At 42.8% G+C, this 15,922-nt stretch carries 17 protein-coding genes and 2 tRNA genes; 14 read left to right on the top strand and 5 right to left on the bottom strand.

The features are described from left to right. Positions 1-699: 699 nt before the first annotated feature. The 7 genes from ffh (at position 700) to QUB80_RS17950 (ending at position 6,369) form a co-directional block, all read left to right on the top strand. Positions 700-2,163, top strand: a complete 1,464-nt coding sequence (gene ffh, locus QUB80_RS17980) for a signal recognition particle protein (RefSeq protein WP_289790877.1) — start codon at positions 700-702, stop codon at positions 2,161-2,163. Between the two features lie 566 nt (positions 2,164-2,729). Then, positions 2,730-2,990, top strand: a complete 261-nt coding sequence (gene rpsP, locus QUB80_RS17975; protein WP_289790876.1) for a 30S ribosomal protein S16 — start codon at positions 2,730-2,732, stop codon at positions 2,988-2,990. Continuing rightward, the gene (locus QUB80_RS17970; protein WP_289790875.1) at positions 2,971-3,384 is read left to right on the top strand and encodes a KH domain-containing protein; all 414 of its coding nucleotides are present in this window, start codon (positions 2,971-2,973) and stop codon (positions 3,382-3,384) included. The genes rpsP and QUB80_RS17970 overlap by 20 nt, the downstream gene beginning before the upstream one ends. 286 nt (positions 3,385-3,670) lie before the next feature. Next, positions 3,671-3,844 carry a 30S ribosomal protein S21 gene (rpsU, locus tag QUB80_RS17965; protein WP_289790874.1) on the top strand — a complete coding sequence of 58 codons (174 nt, stop codon included), beginning with the start codon at positions 3,671-3,673 and terminating at the stop codon, positions 3,842-3,844. Between the two features lie 280 nt (positions 3,845-4,124). Next, positions 4,125-5,078, top strand: a complete 954-nt coding sequence (locus QUB80_RS17960) for a PhoH family protein (protein ID WP_289790873.1) — start codon at positions 4,125-4,127, stop codon at positions 5,076-5,078. A gap of 80 nt (positions 5,079-5,158) precedes the next feature. Next, positions 5,159-5,566, top strand: a complete 408-nt coding sequence (locus tag QUB80_RS17955) for a ChuX/HutX family heme-like substrate-binding protein (RefSeq protein ID WP_289790872.1) — start codon at positions 5,159-5,161, stop codon at positions 5,564-5,566. 8 nt (positions 5,567-5,574) lie between these two features. Further along, positions 5,575-6,369, top strand: coding sequence for a DUF6816 family protein (locus tag QUB80_RS17950; protein WP_289790981.1), 795 nt, complete (start codon positions 5,575-5,577; stop codon positions 6,367-6,369). A 21-nt stretch (positions 6,370-6,390) separates the two neighbouring features. Here QUB80_RS17950 and QUB80_RS17945 read toward each other — a convergent pair whose 3' ends face one another. From QUB80_RS17945 to QUB80_RS17935, 3 genes are read right to left on the bottom strand one after another with little or no spacing between them, the layout of a single operon-like run. Then, entirely contained in the window at positions 6,391-6,753 is a 363-nt protein-coding gene (locus QUB80_RS17945) for a nuclear transport factor 2 family protein (protein ID WP_289790871.1), read from the bottom strand. 31 nt (positions 6,754-6,784) lie between these two features. Then, a complete protein-coding gene (locus QUB80_RS17940; protein ID WP_289790870.1) occupies positions 6,785-7,006 on the bottom strand; it encodes an SgcJ/EcaC family oxidoreductase in 222 nt (73 codons plus the stop codon). A gap of 14 nt (positions 7,007-7,020) precedes the next feature. After that, positions 7,021-7,620: an SgcJ/EcaC family oxidoreductase gene (locus tag QUB80_RS17935; protein ID WP_289790869.1), complete on the bottom strand. Its 600-nt coding sequence runs from the start codon at positions 7,618-7,620 to the stop codon at positions 7,021-7,023. Between the two features lie 308 nt (positions 7,621-7,928). Between QUB80_RS17935 and QUB80_RS17930 the strand changes: the two genes are divergently transcribed. After that, the gene (locus QUB80_RS17930; RefSeq protein WP_289790868.1) at positions 7,929-8,408 is read left to right on the top strand and encodes a MarR family transcriptional regulator; all 480 of its coding nucleotides are present in this window, start codon (positions 7,929-7,931) and stop codon (positions 8,406-8,408) included. 83 nt (positions 8,409-8,491) lie between these two features. On the opposite strand, the gene QUB80_RS17925 is transcribed toward QUB80_RS17930, so the two are convergent. Next, positions 8,492-8,689, bottom strand: coding sequence for a hypothetical protein (locus QUB80_RS17925; protein WP_289790867.1), 198 nt, complete (start codon positions 8,687-8,689; stop codon positions 8,492-8,494). 150 nt (positions 8,690-8,839) lie between these two features. On the opposite strand from QUB80_RS17925, the gene QUB80_RS17920 reads away from it, so the two are divergent. The 4 genes from QUB80_RS17920 to QUB80_RS17905 all read left to right on the top strand — a co-directional run bounded on the left by QUB80_RS17920 (position 8,840) and on the right by QUB80_RS17905 (position 12,521). Then, positions 8,840-10,663 carry an ABC transporter ATP-binding protein gene (locus tag QUB80_RS17920; RefSeq protein WP_289790866.1) on the top strand — a complete coding sequence of 608 codons (1,824 nt, stop codon included), beginning with the start codon at positions 8,840-8,842 and terminating at the stop codon, positions 10,661-10,663. A gap of 311 nt (positions 10,664-10,974) precedes the next feature. Beyond that, positions 10,975-11,057, top strand: a tRNA-Tyr gene (locus tag QUB80_RS17915). A gap of 73 nt (positions 11,058-11,130) precedes the next feature. Further along, positions 11,131-11,202, top strand: a tRNA-Thr gene (locus QUB80_RS17910). Positions 11,203-11,357: 155 nt separating this feature from the next. Further along, positions 11,358-12,521: a tyrosine-type recombinase/integrase gene (locus QUB80_RS17905; RefSeq protein ID WP_289790865.1), complete on the top strand. Its 1,164-nt coding sequence runs from the start codon at positions 11,358-11,360 to the stop codon at positions 12,519-12,521. A 169-nt stretch (positions 12,522-12,690) separates the two neighbouring features. On the opposite strand, the gene QUB80_RS17900 is transcribed toward QUB80_RS17905, so the two are convergent. Beyond that, positions 12,691-13,143, bottom strand: coding sequence for a globin domain-containing protein (locus QUB80_RS17900; RefSeq protein ID WP_289790864.1), 453 nt, complete (start codon positions 13,141-13,143; stop codon positions 12,691-12,693). Positions 13,144-13,384: 241 nt separating this feature from the next. On the opposite strand from QUB80_RS17900, the gene QUB80_RS17895 reads away from it, so the two are divergent. Then, complete coding sequence (locus tag QUB80_RS17895) at positions 13,385-14,662, top strand: class I SAM-dependent methyltransferase (RefSeq protein WP_289790863.1); 1,278 nt, start codon at positions 13,385-13,387, stop codon at positions 14,660-14,662. A 350-nt stretch (positions 14,663-15,012) separates the two neighbouring features. Beyond that, positions 15,013-15,879, top strand: coding sequence for an NAD(P)-dependent oxidoreductase (locus QUB80_RS17890; RefSeq protein ID WP_289790862.1), 867 nt, complete (start codon positions 15,013-15,015; stop codon positions 15,877-15,879). Positions 15,880-15,922: the final 43 nt, after the last annotated feature.

The following is a 15,922-nucleotide window of genomic DNA, read 5'->3' as shown; positions in this document are numbered from 1 at the left end:
GTTAGCAAATTTATCCATCAAATTATTATTACGCAAAATTTATAAACTTAGTTTCACTAAAATTACTTTTTACTTGCTTCTCAATATTGTTGGTAAAAGGCTATTTTAATTTTTAATAAAAATTAAAATATATTTTCAAGATATAAATTTGTTTTTTAGACAGGATTATCATAATTAGTCAAACACTAGTGATTAACGTATCACAAAATATGAAGAAAGTAAAACTTAGTATAAAAAGCTACGTATTATAGGATTTAAGAATTTGTGCGATCGCACTCGTGGCAGGTGCAGTGGGGCAAAACAAAAAAATTGAAAATTTTTCTGCTGGCGGTGAGGTAGTCAGAGCGGAGCCAGAGACTCCAAAGCTCTAGTCTGGGACGCCACATTCTACTCAAAGAGCGTTGTGATTGGCGTGTTCTTGGTAAGTCGCGGGCGAATTTGCCGTCACCGCAGTAACATTGCCATACGCCACAGTGGAAATAAAAAGCTCTAGAGTCTAGTGTTCAAACTTGGAGTTGCCTCAAAAATATTAAAGGTAAAAGCTCCTTGGTACTCTGTGGCAACAGTTGATCAGGAAAACTACTAAGCTGGTAAATAGCACCTTAAATTCTCAACCAAATTTCTGAGCGACATACCAGTCGCCACCCAAAGGGGAAGAAACTTTAGCTGGCTAACTACCTGTAAACAAATTTAATCATTATGTTTGATGCACTTGCTGACCGTTTAGAATCTGCCTGGAAAAAACTGCGGGGACAGGACAAAATTTCCCAATCCAATATTCAAGATGCCTTGCGGGAAGTTCGCCGTGCCTTGTTGGAGGCAGATGTCAATCTCCAGGTAGTCAAAGAATTTATTGGCGAGATTGAAGCCAAAGCACAGGGAGCCGAGGTAATTGCTGGAGTACGCCCCGATCAACAGTTCATCAAAATTGTATACGATGAGTTGGTACAGGTAATGGGGGAAACAAATGTACCCCTAGCGCAAGCAGAAAATAAACCTACGGTTGTGCTGATGGCTGGGTTGCAGGGTACAGGAAAAACCACTGCTACTGCTAAGTTAGCGCTACATTTACGGAAATTAGATCGCAGCTGCTTAATGGTAGCAACAGACGTATATCGTCCAGCAGCGATCGACCAACTCGTCACCTTGGGTAAGCAAATCGAAGTTCCAGTTTTTGAAATGGGAAGCGATGCCGATCCCGTTGAGATTGCCCGGCAGGGTGTAGAGTGTGGCAAAGCAGAAGGAGTTGATACCGTAATCATTGATACTGCCGGACGTCTGCAAATTGACGCAGATATGATGGCAGAGTTAATTCGCATTAAACAAACAGTTCAGCCTGATGAAACTCTGTTGGTGGTTGATGCAATGACCGGGCAAGAAGCAGCAAATCTTACCCGCACATTCCACGAACAGGTTGGTATTACTGGCGCAATTCTTACCAAGCTCGATGGTGATAGTCGTGGCGGTGCAGCACTATCTGTACGACGGATTTCCGGAGCGCCGATTAAATTTGTTGGTGTCGGAGAAAAAGTTGAAGCTCTGCAACCGTTTTATCCCGATCGCATGGCATCGCGAATTCTCGGTATGGGCGATGTCCTCACTCTGGTAGAAAAAGCCCAAGAAGAAATTGATCTTGCTGATGCCGAAAAAATGCAGGAGAAAATCCTGGCAGCAAAGTTCGATTTTACAGACTTTCTCAAACAGTTGCGCTTGCTGAAAAATATGGGTTCCCTGGGAGGCATTATTAAGATGATCCCCGGAATGAACAAGCTCACAGACGATCAGCTCCAAAAAGGCGAAACTCAGCTCAAACGCTGCGAAGCGATGATTAATTCTATGACTCCTCAAGAGCGCAAAAACCCAGATTTATTAGCAAGTTCGCCCAGTCGGCGGCGACGGGTTGCAGCCGGGAGTGGCTATAAAGAGCCGGATGTCAGCAAGTTGGTAAGTGACTTCCAAAAAATGCGTTCTATGATGCAGCAAATGGGGCAAGGACGCTTTCCTGGTATGCCGGGAATGTTTGGCGGTGGTATGGGAGGCGATCCTTACGCTGCTGCTGGCAATCGTCCGGCTGCCCCAGGATGGCGGGGTTATGGTGGTGCTGCCAGCACAAAAAAGAAGCCCAAGAAGGACAAAAAGAAAAAAGGCTTTGGTACTTTATAATCATTAGCTTCCAAGCAAGTCAATCAAGCCCGGTTTGGGCGTAACCAAGCATGAAAATCTTACCCCTTCTGCCATCCGCCACGGCAGTCGACGCCAGGTGCTTCAAGTCGGCAAAGCCGCCCAACGCACTGGCTCCTTTATGCCGGGAAACCCGTCCACCCTCCGGCTTCAGCAGTCCCCCAACCCTTACGGGAAGCCCTACCCTTCCGGAACGTCTTCGACGAACAGGTTCGGGGGTTCGCAATCGTGACGGGAACCGCCAAGACTGCGGCCCCTCACCGCTTTGCGTCTACGCCGGGAACCGCCTTTGGTGGTGGGCTGCTTCACCGTGCTGCCTCCTCTGCCCTCTGTCTTATTTTCAAGCAAGGACAAAGGACAAATAATGTGAGCAAGTGCTAAAATTAGCATTTCCGCATTATTAAGTTATGATCCTTTAAAAAGAGGAACTAACACGAAACTAATGAACTATTGCTTGGGTAAAAATAACCTTACAGCAATTGCTCCTTAGAAGCCAACTAACTAACTACAAACTCATCACCAACGATTAGGAGAACAATCTCTCAACCATGATTAAACTGCGCTTGAAACGATACGGCAAAAAGCGGGAAGCAAGCTATCGTATAGTCGCTATTAACAGCCTCGCTCGCCGCGATGGTCGTCCACTAGAAGAACTAGGATTCTACAACCCTAGAACTGACGAAGTACGACTAGATGTTCCCGGCATCGTCAAGCGACTACAACAAGGTGCTCAACCGACTGACACCGTGCGTCGCATCCTACAAAAAGCTAATGTTTTTGAACAGGTCAGTGCAAAAGCCGCTTCTTAAAGTCGCAACAAAATCCCCAACGATAAGTCCTGACTACGTTGGGCTAATACGGTTTTTAATCCAACCGTTTTTAGAATCGCCAGATTCTTTGAGCGTCGATTGTGAAATGTATCACACCCGCAAGCGGGCTTGGATTCGCATCGCTTTTGAAAGCACAGATAAGGGAAAAGTGTTTGGTCGGGGAGGACGCAATATCCAGGCTATTCGTACAGTCATTGCCGCAGCTGCTGAAGCCGCTGGTCACTCAGTATATTTAGATATTTATGGCAGCAATGATATTGGTCGAGAGGGCGTTTCTTTTGAACAAGAAGGGGAAGAGCGATTACCGCAGCCCAGATCTAAAGAACGACGTGGAAATGGAACTCGCCCTATTGTTAAATCCCGTTCTCTGTAAGTTTAAATTAGAGAACACACAGGAGTAGAAATCAACAAGTTTATTGTGTCTTTTCTAACTCCCTGACAAATGACCAAATTTGGTACACTGGCATCGATAGGGTGAGTATACTCTCATGAGTAAACGCTAGCAAACGCTTAGGTTAACGAGTACTCATGCATCAAACTTTCTTTCTGAACTATCAGATGGAAGTTTGCAAACACCAAAAGCCAGCGATGAAACGCTTGTGGTAAACAAGTGGAGTTAAGTGACTCAGATGATCTCTGTAAGGAGGTGAAACCAGGGAGTGGCTGAAGTCCGTTTGGGTGAGAACGAGTCGATTGACTCGGCACTAAGACGTTTTAAAAAGAAAATTCAAAAAGCTGGGATTTTATCCGAAGTCAAGCGGCGAGAAAGGTATGAAAAACCCAGTCTACGCCGTAAGCGGAAAGCGGAAACCGTACGAAAAGGTATCCGCTAGTAGATGAAAACCATGTTTTGGTGAAGGTAATTAGCCAAAGTCATTGGTACAACAAAGGGTTTGAGCGCAGTTGTAACTCAAACCAACAACAGTAGAGACGTGGAGGCTTTGCTTCGGATTAAGAGGCTGCTCGCGCCTCTACTTTTTATCCATAGGTGTTTGTAGTTTTACCACTTAGGCAGTAGTTAATTCAAATATAGTATTGTGCTTTACCCTCCTAATTTGAATATTAAATTTTGTCAAATCTGTCAAAAAAAGTTTTCACAAATCAGTAAATACTATGGCAGAAGCCTTTACCATTGAACTGCCGAATGTCACAAGTGCGATCGCTTTAGCAGGACAAGGAGAAGAAAATCTCAAAATTCTCTCTAGGCAAACAGGAGCAACACTAGTACTGCGCGGACAAGAACTCCTGATTTCCGGCACAGACAAGCAAATTGATTTAGCTAGTCGCTTAGTGCGATCGCTCGAAGACTTGTGGAGCAAAGGCAATTTTGTTTCCAGCGCCGATATTCTCACCGCCCGACAAGCCCTCGACACCCAGCGAGAAGGAGAACTACAAGATTTACAGCGAGATATTCTCGCTAAAACTCGTCGAGGCGAAGAAATCCGTGCCAAAACTTTCCGACAAAGACAATATATCCAGGCTCTACGCAAACACGACTTAATTTTCTGCACAGGGCCAGCTGGTACTGGTAAGACTTTTCTTGCTGTTGTGGTAGCAGTACAAGCACTCCTTGCGAACCAGTTTGACAAACTAATTTTAACTCGTCCCGCCGTCGAAGCAGGTGAAAGACTCGGTTTTTTACCAGGCGACTTGCAGCAGAAGGTTAATCCTTATCTCCGTCCACTCTACGACGCCATCAATGAATTTATCGACCCAGAAAAAGTTCCATCTTTGATGGAAAGAGGTGTGATTGAAGTTGCTCCTTTAGCTTATATGCGAGGACGCACGCTCAATAACGCTTTTGTAATTGTCGATGAAGCTCAAAATACCACACCATCGCAGATCAAAATGGTTCTGACTCGCTTAGGTTTTAATTCTCGGATGGTGGTAACAGGTGATATGACACAAACCGACTTAGCAGCACACCAAGAGTCTGGATTAGCAGTGGCTTTACAAATTTTAAAACACGTAGAAGGCATTTACTTCTCCGAATTTACCCAAAAAGATGTTGTGCGCCATCCCCTAGTTCAACGTATTGTAAATGCATACGAACAGTATGAAAAATAGATATTGGTTAGTGGTTAAGTAGATAGTGGTTAGTATTTTTACTACTAACTACTAACTACTAACAAAGGACAAAGGACATTATGACAGCAACTTTAAAAGAATTTTTGGAAGCTTGCGAAACTTTAGGAACTTTGCGCTTAATTGTCACTAGTAGCGCCGCAGTATTAGAAGCACGTGGCAAGATCCAGAAACTGTTTTATGCAGAACTGCCTAAAGGTAAATATGCAAATATGCATACAGAAGGTTTTGAATTTCACTTGAATATGGATAAAATTACGGAAGTGAAATTTGAAACAGGCGAAGCCAAACGAGGCAATTTTACTACCTATGCCATCCGATTGTTAGATGAAAAACAGGAGTCTGCTTTAAGTTTATTTTTACAGTGGGGTAAGCCGGGAGAATATGAACCAGGACAGGTAGAAGCTTGGCAGGCTCTGCGAGAACAGTATGGACAAGTGTGGCAACCCGCACCTGTGCTAGAGATCTGATGATTGTTATGAGGGTGATTTGGAGTTTTTGCTTGATATTTTTATTCCTGCTGGGAACAGCAGAAGCAACGGCAGGAGAATTAACCGAGCATTTAGAGAATTTCCCGAAATGGGAGAAAATATCTTCAGTTCAACCAGCAGTAGGAGATTTAGTTTATCCTGATTGGATGGCGGGTGATTGGCTGTTAAAAAGCACACTTGTAGATTTAGTTGCACCCCTAGCTCCTGATATTGTTACACCCGGATTTGAGGGTAATCGTCAATATCTCCAAGTACCTATTAGTTTTCCAGTACGATTTGTGCAGGAAAAAAAGCTGATTTCTGGGTTAAAAATTCTCCCTCGTCCAAGCAAAAAAGCAGCAATCGTGGCAGATAGGGTATTTAATGGCTTAAATTTGGCACGAGCTTATTTAGGCGACACAACAGTTTTATCAGTCAAAGTCGATCCAGATTCGCCCAATCGTCAAATTACTTTTTTAAGGGGCGAGTGCGCTAGGCGCACGCTTTGCGAACGCCAATTAGTTTCTATTGTTTCTGCACGGGCTACAGAAACAACATCTGATGGTAGATTTATTGCGACAGAAGTGTTTCAACAAATATTTAAAGGTGGTGTAAGTCCCTATTTCAATTCTGTAGAATCCACAACAGCCTACCGCAAATTACCAACATCAAACCCAGCCATTGAGGCAGATCAAGTTACCGCCGTCTATCTTTCACCACAAGATCCAGATTACTTTCAAGCTGGTTCTCGTCCAGTTGCTCTTTATCGATATCGCTTGGAATTTTTTCCAATAGGGGTTTAAGGATGAATGGAGAAATTTTAGCTAACGACTAAAACGTAAGGCGATGGTGCGAGCGGGGATAGCGGCAGCAGCTTCGCTGCCGTGGCGGCAAATCCGCCCGCGACTTATCAAGAACGCGCCAATCACAACGCCGCCAGCAGAAAAATTGAAAATTTTTCTGCCCCCGCCGCACCCGCCAGAGGCGATCGCATACAGCACCCATTGCAACCAGTTACGATGCTGCACTCTAGTGATATGAAATGCAGTTAAAAACCATCCGTTGTCACGTTTGACGGCAACAAATGTCTCAATCGACTCTCGCATTGATGAAACCTCTGTTCGCCAGGAATCGACTATTCCGTAATTTGCGTGTACCAAAGCTATTTCGGAACTTAAAAACCGCATACTCTTGATCTCACCCTTGAGATACGCCCCCTCAAGAACGTATCAAAAAGTTGCTGATGGGAAGAAGCAATCTCCTGACGTCCTTTGAAGTGTGTACCATTAAGGCGATGTAATCTGCATCTTCGGTAAATACAGCAGCATAGGCAGCACCATCACCCCTCTTCCAAGCATCAATCATTTGCTGCATAACTGCAAGAATAGCAGCCTCGTCAACCGGATTTGAGGTGAGTATTGGAGATGTTTGTAAACTCATCGCCTATTCCTCATCTATCTTTTCTGTGTGAGTCCTTGAATGTCAATCACAAAGCCGAAATCGTCTCCTTCGGTTTTTTGCACCGGAGCATTGTGAAATGCTACAATCTCCCACTTGCCTTGCTGTTTCTGCATCACGGTGGTGATAATATTGTTCGCTCTTTTGTCTGGCTGACTCTTGAGATAGGATTGGCTTTCAATATGGGCTACTGCTACCTGGGGAGTCAAAAAGCGGATTTTAGTAACATTTAGCTTTACACCTACTTCTCCAAGATTTCCACCTAGAGAACTTGTGCGATCGCCATCGTAGAGCGTCTGGTGGGCGCGAGCATTCGCTTCCCGTGTTTGATTCGGCAAGAATGTACCGTCGATGACAATGTAATCATGTTCTTTGGCAAATGCAGAGGCGAACATCTGCCCATTTTTAGAATTTTGCCCATCCTGCATTTTCTGCACGACTTGCCGAATCGCAGTTTCGTCTACTTTTTGAGTAGATGTTGTGCGTACCAAAGCCTCATCTGCAAAAGCTACCTTAGCAGATACTAGGAGCGTAGATGGAAGCAAAGTTCCTGCCACCAGCAATAGACTGACAAATCGGGTAATTCTCAGTGTCATAAATTTCTCTTCCTCTTTTAGTGATATAATCTCAATGCCTAATGTTCTTAGGTAATTTATATCTTATCTCAAAAACATCTTATTAACTAAAATAATTATTAACTAATACTAATTTGAACAATGATTGCGACACAAGGAAATCTAAAACGCTCATAAATATAGATGTTTCACAATCACGCTACTTGCTACAACACAGCGTAGTCGGAGACGTTTCCGTTAGCTCCTCTTAATCTCCAAGGGCGCAATGGCTGCAAAATCTAAAATCCAAAATCTAAAATCTAAAATGGTATGAGCGGAGATGTGAGGTAATGCCAAGCGAGCAATCAAAACGTGCTGAGTTAGCCGAGGCGCTGAATTGGGCAGGGCGGGAACTTAGTGCAGCAACAGTGCTGTTCCATACAGCGATCGCAGAAAGACTCGGACTGAATACCACCGATCACAAATGTGCAGATATTCTTGCTCAAACAGGAGCAATCACCGCAGGCGAACTTGCCGAGCGAACAGGATTAACTACTGGGGCGATTACGGGTGTTGTTGATCGGCTCGAAAAGGCTGGCTTTGTGCGGCGTGAGAGAGATCCAAGCGATCGGCGGCAAGTTATCATCCAGCCAATCCAAGAAGAGATGGAGCGCCAGATTGCCCCGTTGTTCGCTTCAATGGGACAAGCAATGGTTGAGTTGTACTCAAACTACAGCGATCAAGAACTCGCACTCATTCTAGATTTTATGACTAAAAGTACTAAAGTCCTTCAAAAGGAAGCCACCAAACTGCGGGAGGAGATTAATTAGTACAACATTCCCTCCTGCCTCCTGCCACGGCAGTCGACGCCAGGTGCTTCAAGTCGGCAAAGCCGCCCAACGCACTGGCTCCTTTATGCCGGGAAACCAGTCCACCCTCCGGGTACCCGGAGGGAACGCCAAGGGCGTATAGCAGTCCCCCAACCCTTACGGGAACGTCTTCGACGAACAGGTTCGGGGGTTCGCAATCGTGACGGGAACCGCCAAGACTGCGACCCCCTCACCGCTTTGCGTCTACGCCGGGAACCGCCTTTGGTGGTGGGCTGCTTCACCGCGCTGCCTCCTCTGCCTTCTTCACCCAGAAAACCAACCTGCCTCCTTCAAAAGGATGATTTACTCATTTGCCTCTTGACCACAATGTAATATACTTGTAGTATAAAAATTCCAGAGTCACAGGCTCACGCTCTTGGATAGTGTGCATCATGGCAAACTTTCGAGATATTCTCAATTATTTTCGTCCTTACTGGAAGCTGAGTATTTTTAGTATTGCAGCAACCAGTGCTTACGAGATTATCGATTTGGTTGTACCTTATGCGATCGGGCAAATTTTAAATATTTTGTCCAATCAACCGTTAGACAAACCACTTCAAGGAGCGATCGCCACAATTGCAGAAACTATAAATTACCCAGTAGGTAAACCTTTAGCATTAGGTGTATTACTGGGTTTAATCTTCATTGTCACCGTATTGAGAGCGCCGACACAGCCTTGGTTAACCAGTTGGTTTCACTGGGATATTGCCTTGAGAGCGCGTCGAGATCAAAATCAAAAAGCGATCGAGAAAGTTCTGACTTTACCACTAGAATTTTATGACGAAAATAACCCCGGACGTATATCCGGACGAGTAGCCAGAGGTGTTGCTAACCACACGTGGACTTATCCCGAAATAGCCGGACAGATGATTCCGAAGCTTTTTCGAGTATTAGGTATTTTTGTATTTATTTGGTTTGTGGAGTGGCGAATAGCAATTTTATATCTAATTTCTTTTGTGGTTATCCTTGGCTTTACCTTGAAAAAATTAAAGCGGCTAATTTGGCACGATAACCGCCTAGATAAATACATGGAAAATACTGAAAGCCGTACTTCAGAAATCATCAGTAATATCAAAACAGTAAAAGCATTTGCAACAGAAGCCAAAGAACGACAACGGCAAAAACTACGTTTAGAACGCGAACTAACTGTAGTTGATAATCGCATCCACAAAGGTTATGTCAGACTACAAACTTGGCAGCGCACTATCATTCAGTTTTGCGTATTTATAATCTTGGGTTTAACACTAGCGGCGACAGTAAACGGACAGATTACTCTCGGCCACTTTATCATGACCTTAACTCTGTCGAGTATGGCTTATGCAGAGTTAGAACCGATTAGTACTTTGGCAGAGATTTTTGCTCGTCGTTACACCTCTATGGTGCGATTTCATGAATTTCTCCAAGAGCCATCGGGAGTTGATGCAGTTAGTCTTTTGGAAGAACGACACGAAACTGCTGAATCACCTTATAAATTCACCGGTAAAGTCGAATTCTCGCACGTTAGTTTTGGTTACGAACCTAGCCGCCGAGTTTTAGAAGATATCAACTTCTTGATTGAGCCATACCAAACAGTTGCATTAGTCGGGCGATCAGGTTCGGGTAAATCAACATTAGTGAAGCTGCTATTGCGGTATTTTGAACCAAATCAAGGCCAAATTTTGATTGACGGACAAGATATTCGCAACTTGGATGTAGGAAATTATCGACGTCGGCTAGCGATCGTTCACCAAGAAGTAGATGTTTTTAACGGTACTCTCTTGGATAACTTAACCTATGGCAGAACTGATGCCACTTTTGAGCAGGTAGAGGAAGCCTGTAGAATCGCCAGACTTGATGAAGTCATCCAGCACCTACCCCAAGGTTACTACACGGTGGTAGGAGAGAGGGGTGTAAGATTATCTGGTGGACAAAGACAACGTTTGGGAATTGCTAGAGCATTGCTGGTAGAACCAGACGTACTCATCTTTGACGAAGCGACTTCCAGTCTAGACTACGAATCTGAGCGTTCCATTCAATTGGCAATGCGATCGCTGCAAGGAACTCGTACCACAATTATTATTGCCCACCGTCTGAGTACAGTCAGAGAGGCAGATCAAATTGTGGTTTTGGATCGAGGCAAAATTGTCGAAGTCGGTAGCCACCAAGAACTGTTACGTCACGGTGGAATATACCATCGCTTGCACGCACTCCAAGAGACTGGGGAATTGTTGAGCTAGAAAACGCGTATGATCATGTCTGCTTAAAGACTTATCATTAAGGCAGACGTAGGGAATGAAGAGGACATGGGGAGGACAGTCGTGTGCGGAGATTCCCCGGAGCTTTCGGAGTCTCCGGCTCCGCTCCGTTGAGCGAACTGTCCGTTGACGCGGGGACAAGGAGAAGAATTCTTCCCTATCTTCCCCTCTCCCACTCCTCTTATTTGCTCCCAGTCCCCAGTCCCTAATCACCAGTACCCAATCCCCCTTTTTTTGAAAAAATACTTGAGTTTCTAAAACATTGTGCTAAGATAATTAATCGTGGGTCTCACGGGTCGGTGTCCGAGTGGTTAATGGAGACGGACTGTAAATCCGTTGGCTAGCGCCTACGCTGGTTCGAATCCAGCCCGGCCCACCTCTAAAAAGTTAAAAATTAAAAATGTAAAATTAAAAATTGGTTTTATATCTTTAATTTTTAATTAAAATTTGCCCGTGTAGCTCAGTGGTAGAGCACACCCTTGGTAAGGGTGAGGTCACGAGTTCAATCCTCGTCACGGGCTTTTTGTATTAACGTAAAATCATAGTTTTAGCCGAAGATACCCAAGGAAGTATTGTTTCTAGTTATCTTGTGTTGTTTTTTGGGTATCAGATGGGTATCATAAGACTAGAGTACAGAAATTGATACCCAAACATTTATACCCAAAGTGATACCCAAATGGAAGGCGGCACAACTTTTAAGAAAGCTAGTAAAGGTACTGTAGTAGTAGAGAACTTTAGAAACAAGTTGAGATTACGTTGGAGGTTCAATAGAGAAAGGTATAGTTTAACCTTAGGACTAGAAGATACAGCAGAAAATAGAAAGCTAGCTGAAGCTAAGGCAAAACAGATTGAATCAGATATCGCTTACGAGAGATTTGATGCAACACTGGCTAAATACAAACCTCAAGTTACAACTAAATATGCAAGCGTTTATGAATCCAGACCGACACAACCCAGAATGACGGTTAATCAGCTATTTGCGGCATTCATAGAACATAAAACTAAAACTGTATCGGTACGAACAATCAAACAGAAGTATGAAGTTGTTGGTAAATATCTTGCTTCTTACTTTGATAGTAACAAAACAGCAGAATTTGTCAATTTGGAGAATGCAGAAGAGTTTGTAGCATCCCTTCAGCAATCCATGTCTGCAAGTACTATAAAAATCTATCTGTGTTTACTTAATGCTTGTTGGGAATGGGGTAAAACAAAGCAAGTAACCCAATACAATCCTTGGAAAGAACTACAACAACAAGTTAAAGTCGCTCCCAAACAACCGCCTAAACCATTTAATAAGGATGAAATTAAGGCAATTATAGAAGCATTCAAAAAAGATCCGCACTATAGGCACTATGCCAATTACGTACAGTTCCTATTGGCTACGGGGGTGCGTACTGGAGAAGCTATCGGGTTACAGTGGAAACATATATCAGATGATTTTTCTTCCATTTGGATTGGAGAAAGTTTTACAAGAGGGGTACGCAAATCCACAAAAACTAATAAAGCACGTACTATACCTGTAAATAAAAAACTTGAAGAACTACTAAAATTGATAAAACCAACAAATGCACAACCAGATGATTTAGTATTTCCTAGTCCAGAAGGTAAAGCTATAGATGACCACAATTTCTGTAATCGTGCTTGGAGGAGAATTTTAGAAAAAGCTGGTGTAGAATATCGTAAACCTTATAATACTCGTCATACTTTCATTTCTCATTGTTTAGAACAAGGTATGAATCCTGTAACTGTAGCGAGTATTACAGGTCATGATATAGAAACACTATATGAAAACTATACTGGTGTTGTAAATTCAAAACCATTATTACCTGAAATATTTTAACGGCAATTAAAAACAGAAGATAACTAGTTGAATGGCATAACATTGTTGGTAATTCATCAGACAAACTTGTAGATAGCTCTGATAGTTGTTGCTCCATTAACGTCACTGTTTTTTATTCCCTTTTAGGTCATTTAAAGGGCGATCGCACCGCCAAGTCACCAAGTTTTGCTTATGGGTCAATAACGCTCTTTTGTTCTTCATAAATATTGTGTTCTCTGGCAATAAATATGTCAGACAATGCTTGATAAGCTTCTGTCCAAGCTACCATCACTTCGTCGGTAACTACTTCACCTAATACATCCTGCATCGCTTGTAGTAAACTTGAGCCGACAATCGAATATTCCTCTGGTAAAACATGAGTTTGCACATGGCGATGGGCAATCCTTTCAACCATTGGCTTTAAAGCAGATAAATTATCAATTTTACTGGCATAATTATATATTGCAGATGCTAACCTTGCAGGTTGAGAACCATCCGCTTGAGCAGACATATCAAATTTTTCTTTTACCTCTGGATGGTTAGAAAACATAATTTCATACATCTTATTAGTAATTTGTAAACCATACTGTTTTAATATTGGTGCTGTAGATTTGACTATATCTATAGATTTTTGACTCAGCATATCTCACTCCTTAGTAAACTTCTAATTTAGGAAATAAGCTAAAAAATTAGAGTAATTAGAGCTTGGAAATGATTTCAATTCATTTGATTTATCCCTATCTTAGAAAGCATTGCCGATTGCTTCTATGAGATAGCTCATACTACAAATGATTTGCTCGATGAGTGCATCAGTTGTAACTGCTTGGCACGGTTTTACTAAAGCACGCTACAAGCTATTTATAAAATGTGTAAATTATAAAATTATGGATTCTAATCTAGAACTGTGCGCAGTTATAGCCGATCGCATCACTACCAATCCCCACAAGCGAATCAGTTTCGCCGAGTACATGGATATGGTGTTATACCATCCCGAATACGGTTATTATTCCACTCAGGCAGTAAATATTGGCAAGCAGGGTGATTTTTTTACTTCTGTTCACCTTGGCTCAGACTTTGGCGAATTGCTGGCTGAACAATTTCTCCAGATGTGGGAAATTCTGGGGCAACCTGTACTATTTTCTCTGGTTGAAATGGGTGCAGGGCAAGGGCATTTGGCATTAGATATTTTAAAGTATATACAGCAGCACTATCCAGATTTTTTTGCAGCGCTGGAGTACGTAATTGTGGAAAAGTCACCAGCTTTAAGGCAAGTACAACAGGAACGCTTGCAAGATTTTAAATTACGTTGGTGTAGTTTAGAAGACATACCAAATAACTCAATTACAGGTTGCTTTTTTTCAAACGAGTTGCTAGATGCTTTGCCAGTGCATCAGTTTATTTTAGAAGAGGGGAAACTGCGAGAAATTTATGTAACGACAGAGAAAGAAGGCAGGAGGAATTCGGGACAAGGGGAAAGAGGACACCCAGACGCGGGGACACGGGGACACGGGGACACGGGGAATGTTTTTGATAGATTCTCCCCATCTCCCACTTCACCATTCGTGGAAGTGACGGGTGAACTTTCTACACCAAAATTGGCTGAATATTTTGATTTGGTTGGCATTCAGTTTACAGAAAATTTTTATCCAGAAGGCTATCGCAGTGAGGTAAATTTAGCGGCTTTGGATTGGTTAGGTGTAGTAGCAGACCGTTTGCAGCGTGGGTATGTGTTAACTGTAGATTATGGCTATCCTGCTAGTCGCTACTACAATCCCAGGCGATCGCAAGGCACATTACAATGCTACTGGCATCATCAACGCCATCACAATCCCTATATCAATGTTGGACGACAAGATATCACGGCTCATGTTGACTTTACTGCTTTGGAAAGATGGGGTGAGGGCTGCGGATTAAATAAAGTTAGTTTTACGCGACAAGAACTATTTTTGATGATGCTGGGTTTGGGCGATCGCATTGCTTCACTCTCTCACACAGAAAAGTCCATCTCCGAAGTGCTACGTCGCCGCGATGCACTACACCAGCTTGTAGATCCTTTGGGGCTAGGCGGGTTTGGTGTTTTACTCCAAAGTAAAGGACTCAGGCAAACAGAAAGTTCCCAACCACTCAAGGGATTTACTATGCTAGAACAAGGGCCAATTTGATAAGTTAAAACTCTATTAAAGCAGTTGAGTAATAGTTAATTTAGCATCACACTAATGAAAGTGAAAAAAGAGACAATTAAAAGGTAAAAATTATGACCACTCATGACTTGTTAACGCTAATTGTGCTACTTATACCCGGTATTTTACTTTCCGTGATGATTATGGTTACTTTTGCCGCAGGAGGCTAAGAAGGGACTAGGGACTAGGGGCTAGGGTAAATCAATTCAAAACTAAAAATGCAAAATTAAAATTTTTACTTTTTAATTTACTAGCTCCTAGCCTCTAATTTCTAGCCCCTAAATTTAATTTTTAGAAAGAAAAGCGATCGCTCAACCGAAGGAATGTAGAAGATGAAGGTAGCATTTCTGGGGACTGGATTAATGGGATTGCCGATGGCGCAGAAGTTGTTAGAGGCAAACGTGGAAGTAATTGCCTACAACCGCACCCCAGAAAAGTTGGAACCCTTAAAAGCAGCTGGTGCAGAAGTTGTCACAAAGCCCTATCAAGCAATTCGTGCTGCCGATTGTGTAATTTTGATGCTCACTAACGCTGCGGCTATATATAGCGTGTTACTTTCAGATCGGTCGTCGCAGGCTGTGGCGGGGCGCAGTATCATTCAAATGGGAACTATTACCCCCACAGAAAGTAGAGAAATTAGAGATGCAGTAGTTGCCGCAGGTGGGGAGTATTTAGAAGCACCAGTTCTTGGTAGCATCCCCGAAGCAAAAGCTGGCAATTTAATTGTCATGGTAGGCGCACGTCAAGAACAATATCAGCGCTATTTAGAGCTATTTAAATATTTTGGCCCAGAACCTTTACTTGTGGGGCCTGTGGGAACTGCGGCAGCACTTAAACTGGGGTTAAATCAACTCATTGCTTCCCAGACAGCAGCTTTCGCCCTTAGCCTTAGTTTTGTTCAACGTTATGGTATTGATGTAGATGCCTTAATGTACGTTTTGCGTCAGAGTGCTCTTTACGCGCCCACTTTTGATAAAAAATTGGCAAGAATGCTAGATGGCAATTATGCCAATCCCAATTTTCCGACAAAACATTTGATGAAAGATATTGATTTCTTTATCGATGAAGCAAAAACAGTTGGTTTAAATGTCAGCAGTATAGAAGGTGTACGGAAAGTTTTGGATATGGCAATGAAAATGTCATTTGCTCACGAAGATTATTCTTCTATATTTTCTGCGATTAAATCAGGGGAAAATTAAGAATATATATTATTAATAATTATTAATAAAAATTTGGCTCAGT

This window comes from Chlorogloeopsis sp. ULAP01, from assembly GCF_030381805.1.
Classification (GTDB): Bacteria; Cyanobacteriota; Cyanobacteriia; order Cyanobacteriales; family Nostocaceae; genus Chlorogloeopsis.
Note: the sequence above shows the minus strand (reverse complement) of the source record. Positions and strands in the feature narration are given on the sequence as shown.

Excerpts from the sequence above, each read along its gene's own strand:
- ffh (WP_289790877.1), top strand. The coding sequence starts at position 700 with ATGTTTGATGCACTTGCTGACCGTTTAGAATCTGCCTGGAAAAAACTG.
- rpsP (WP_289790876.1), top strand. The coding sequence starts at position 2,730 with ATGATTAAACTGCGCTTGAAACGATACGGCAAAAAGCGGGAAGCAAGC.
- QUB80_RS17960 (WP_289790873.1), top strand. The coding sequence starts at position 4,125 with ATGGCAGAAGCCTTTACCATTGAACTGCCGAATGTCACAAGTGCGATC.
- QUB80_RS17955 (WP_289790872.1), top strand. The coding sequence starts at position 5,159 with ATGACAGCAACTTTAAAAGAATTTTTGGAAGCTTGCGAAACTTTAGGA.
- QUB80_RS17950 (WP_289790981.1), top strand. The coding sequence starts at position 5,575 with ATGAGGGTGATTTGGAGTTTTTGCTTGATATTTTTATTCCTGCTGGGA.
- QUB80_RS17945 (WP_289790871.1), bottom strand. The coding sequence starts at position 6,753 with ATGCGGTTTTTAAGTTCCGAAATAGCTTTGGTACACGCAAATTACGGA.
- QUB80_RS17940 (WP_289790870.1), bottom strand. The coding sequence starts at position 7,006 with ATGAGTTTACAAACATCTCCAATACTCACCTCAAATCCGGTTGACGAG.
- QUB80_RS17935 (WP_289790869.1), bottom strand. The coding sequence starts at position 7,620 with ATGACACTGAGAATTACCCGATTTGTCAGTCTATTGCTGGTGGCAGGA.
- QUB80_RS17930 (WP_289790868.1), top strand. The coding sequence starts at position 7,929 with ATGCCAAGCGAGCAATCAAAACGTGCTGAGTTAGCCGAGGCGCTGAAT.
- QUB80_RS17920 (WP_289790866.1), top strand. The coding sequence starts at position 8,840 with ATGGCAAACTTTCGAGATATTCTCAATTATTTTCGTCCTTACTGGAAG.
- QUB80_RS17905 (WP_289790865.1), top strand. The coding sequence starts at position 11,358 with ATGGAAGGCGGCACAACTTTTAAGAAAGCTAGTAAAGGTACTGTAGTA.
- QUB80_RS17900 (WP_289790864.1), bottom strand. The coding sequence starts at position 13,143 with ATGCTGAGTCAAAAATCTATAGATATAGTCAAATCTACAGCACCAATA.
- QUB80_RS17895 (WP_289790863.1), top strand. The coding sequence starts at position 13,385 with ATGGATTCTAATCTAGAACTGTGCGCAGTTATAGCCGATCGCATCACT.
- QUB80_RS17890 (WP_289790862.1), top strand. The coding sequence starts at position 15,013 with ATGAAGGTAGCATTTCTGGGGACTGGATTAATGGGATTGCCGATGGCG.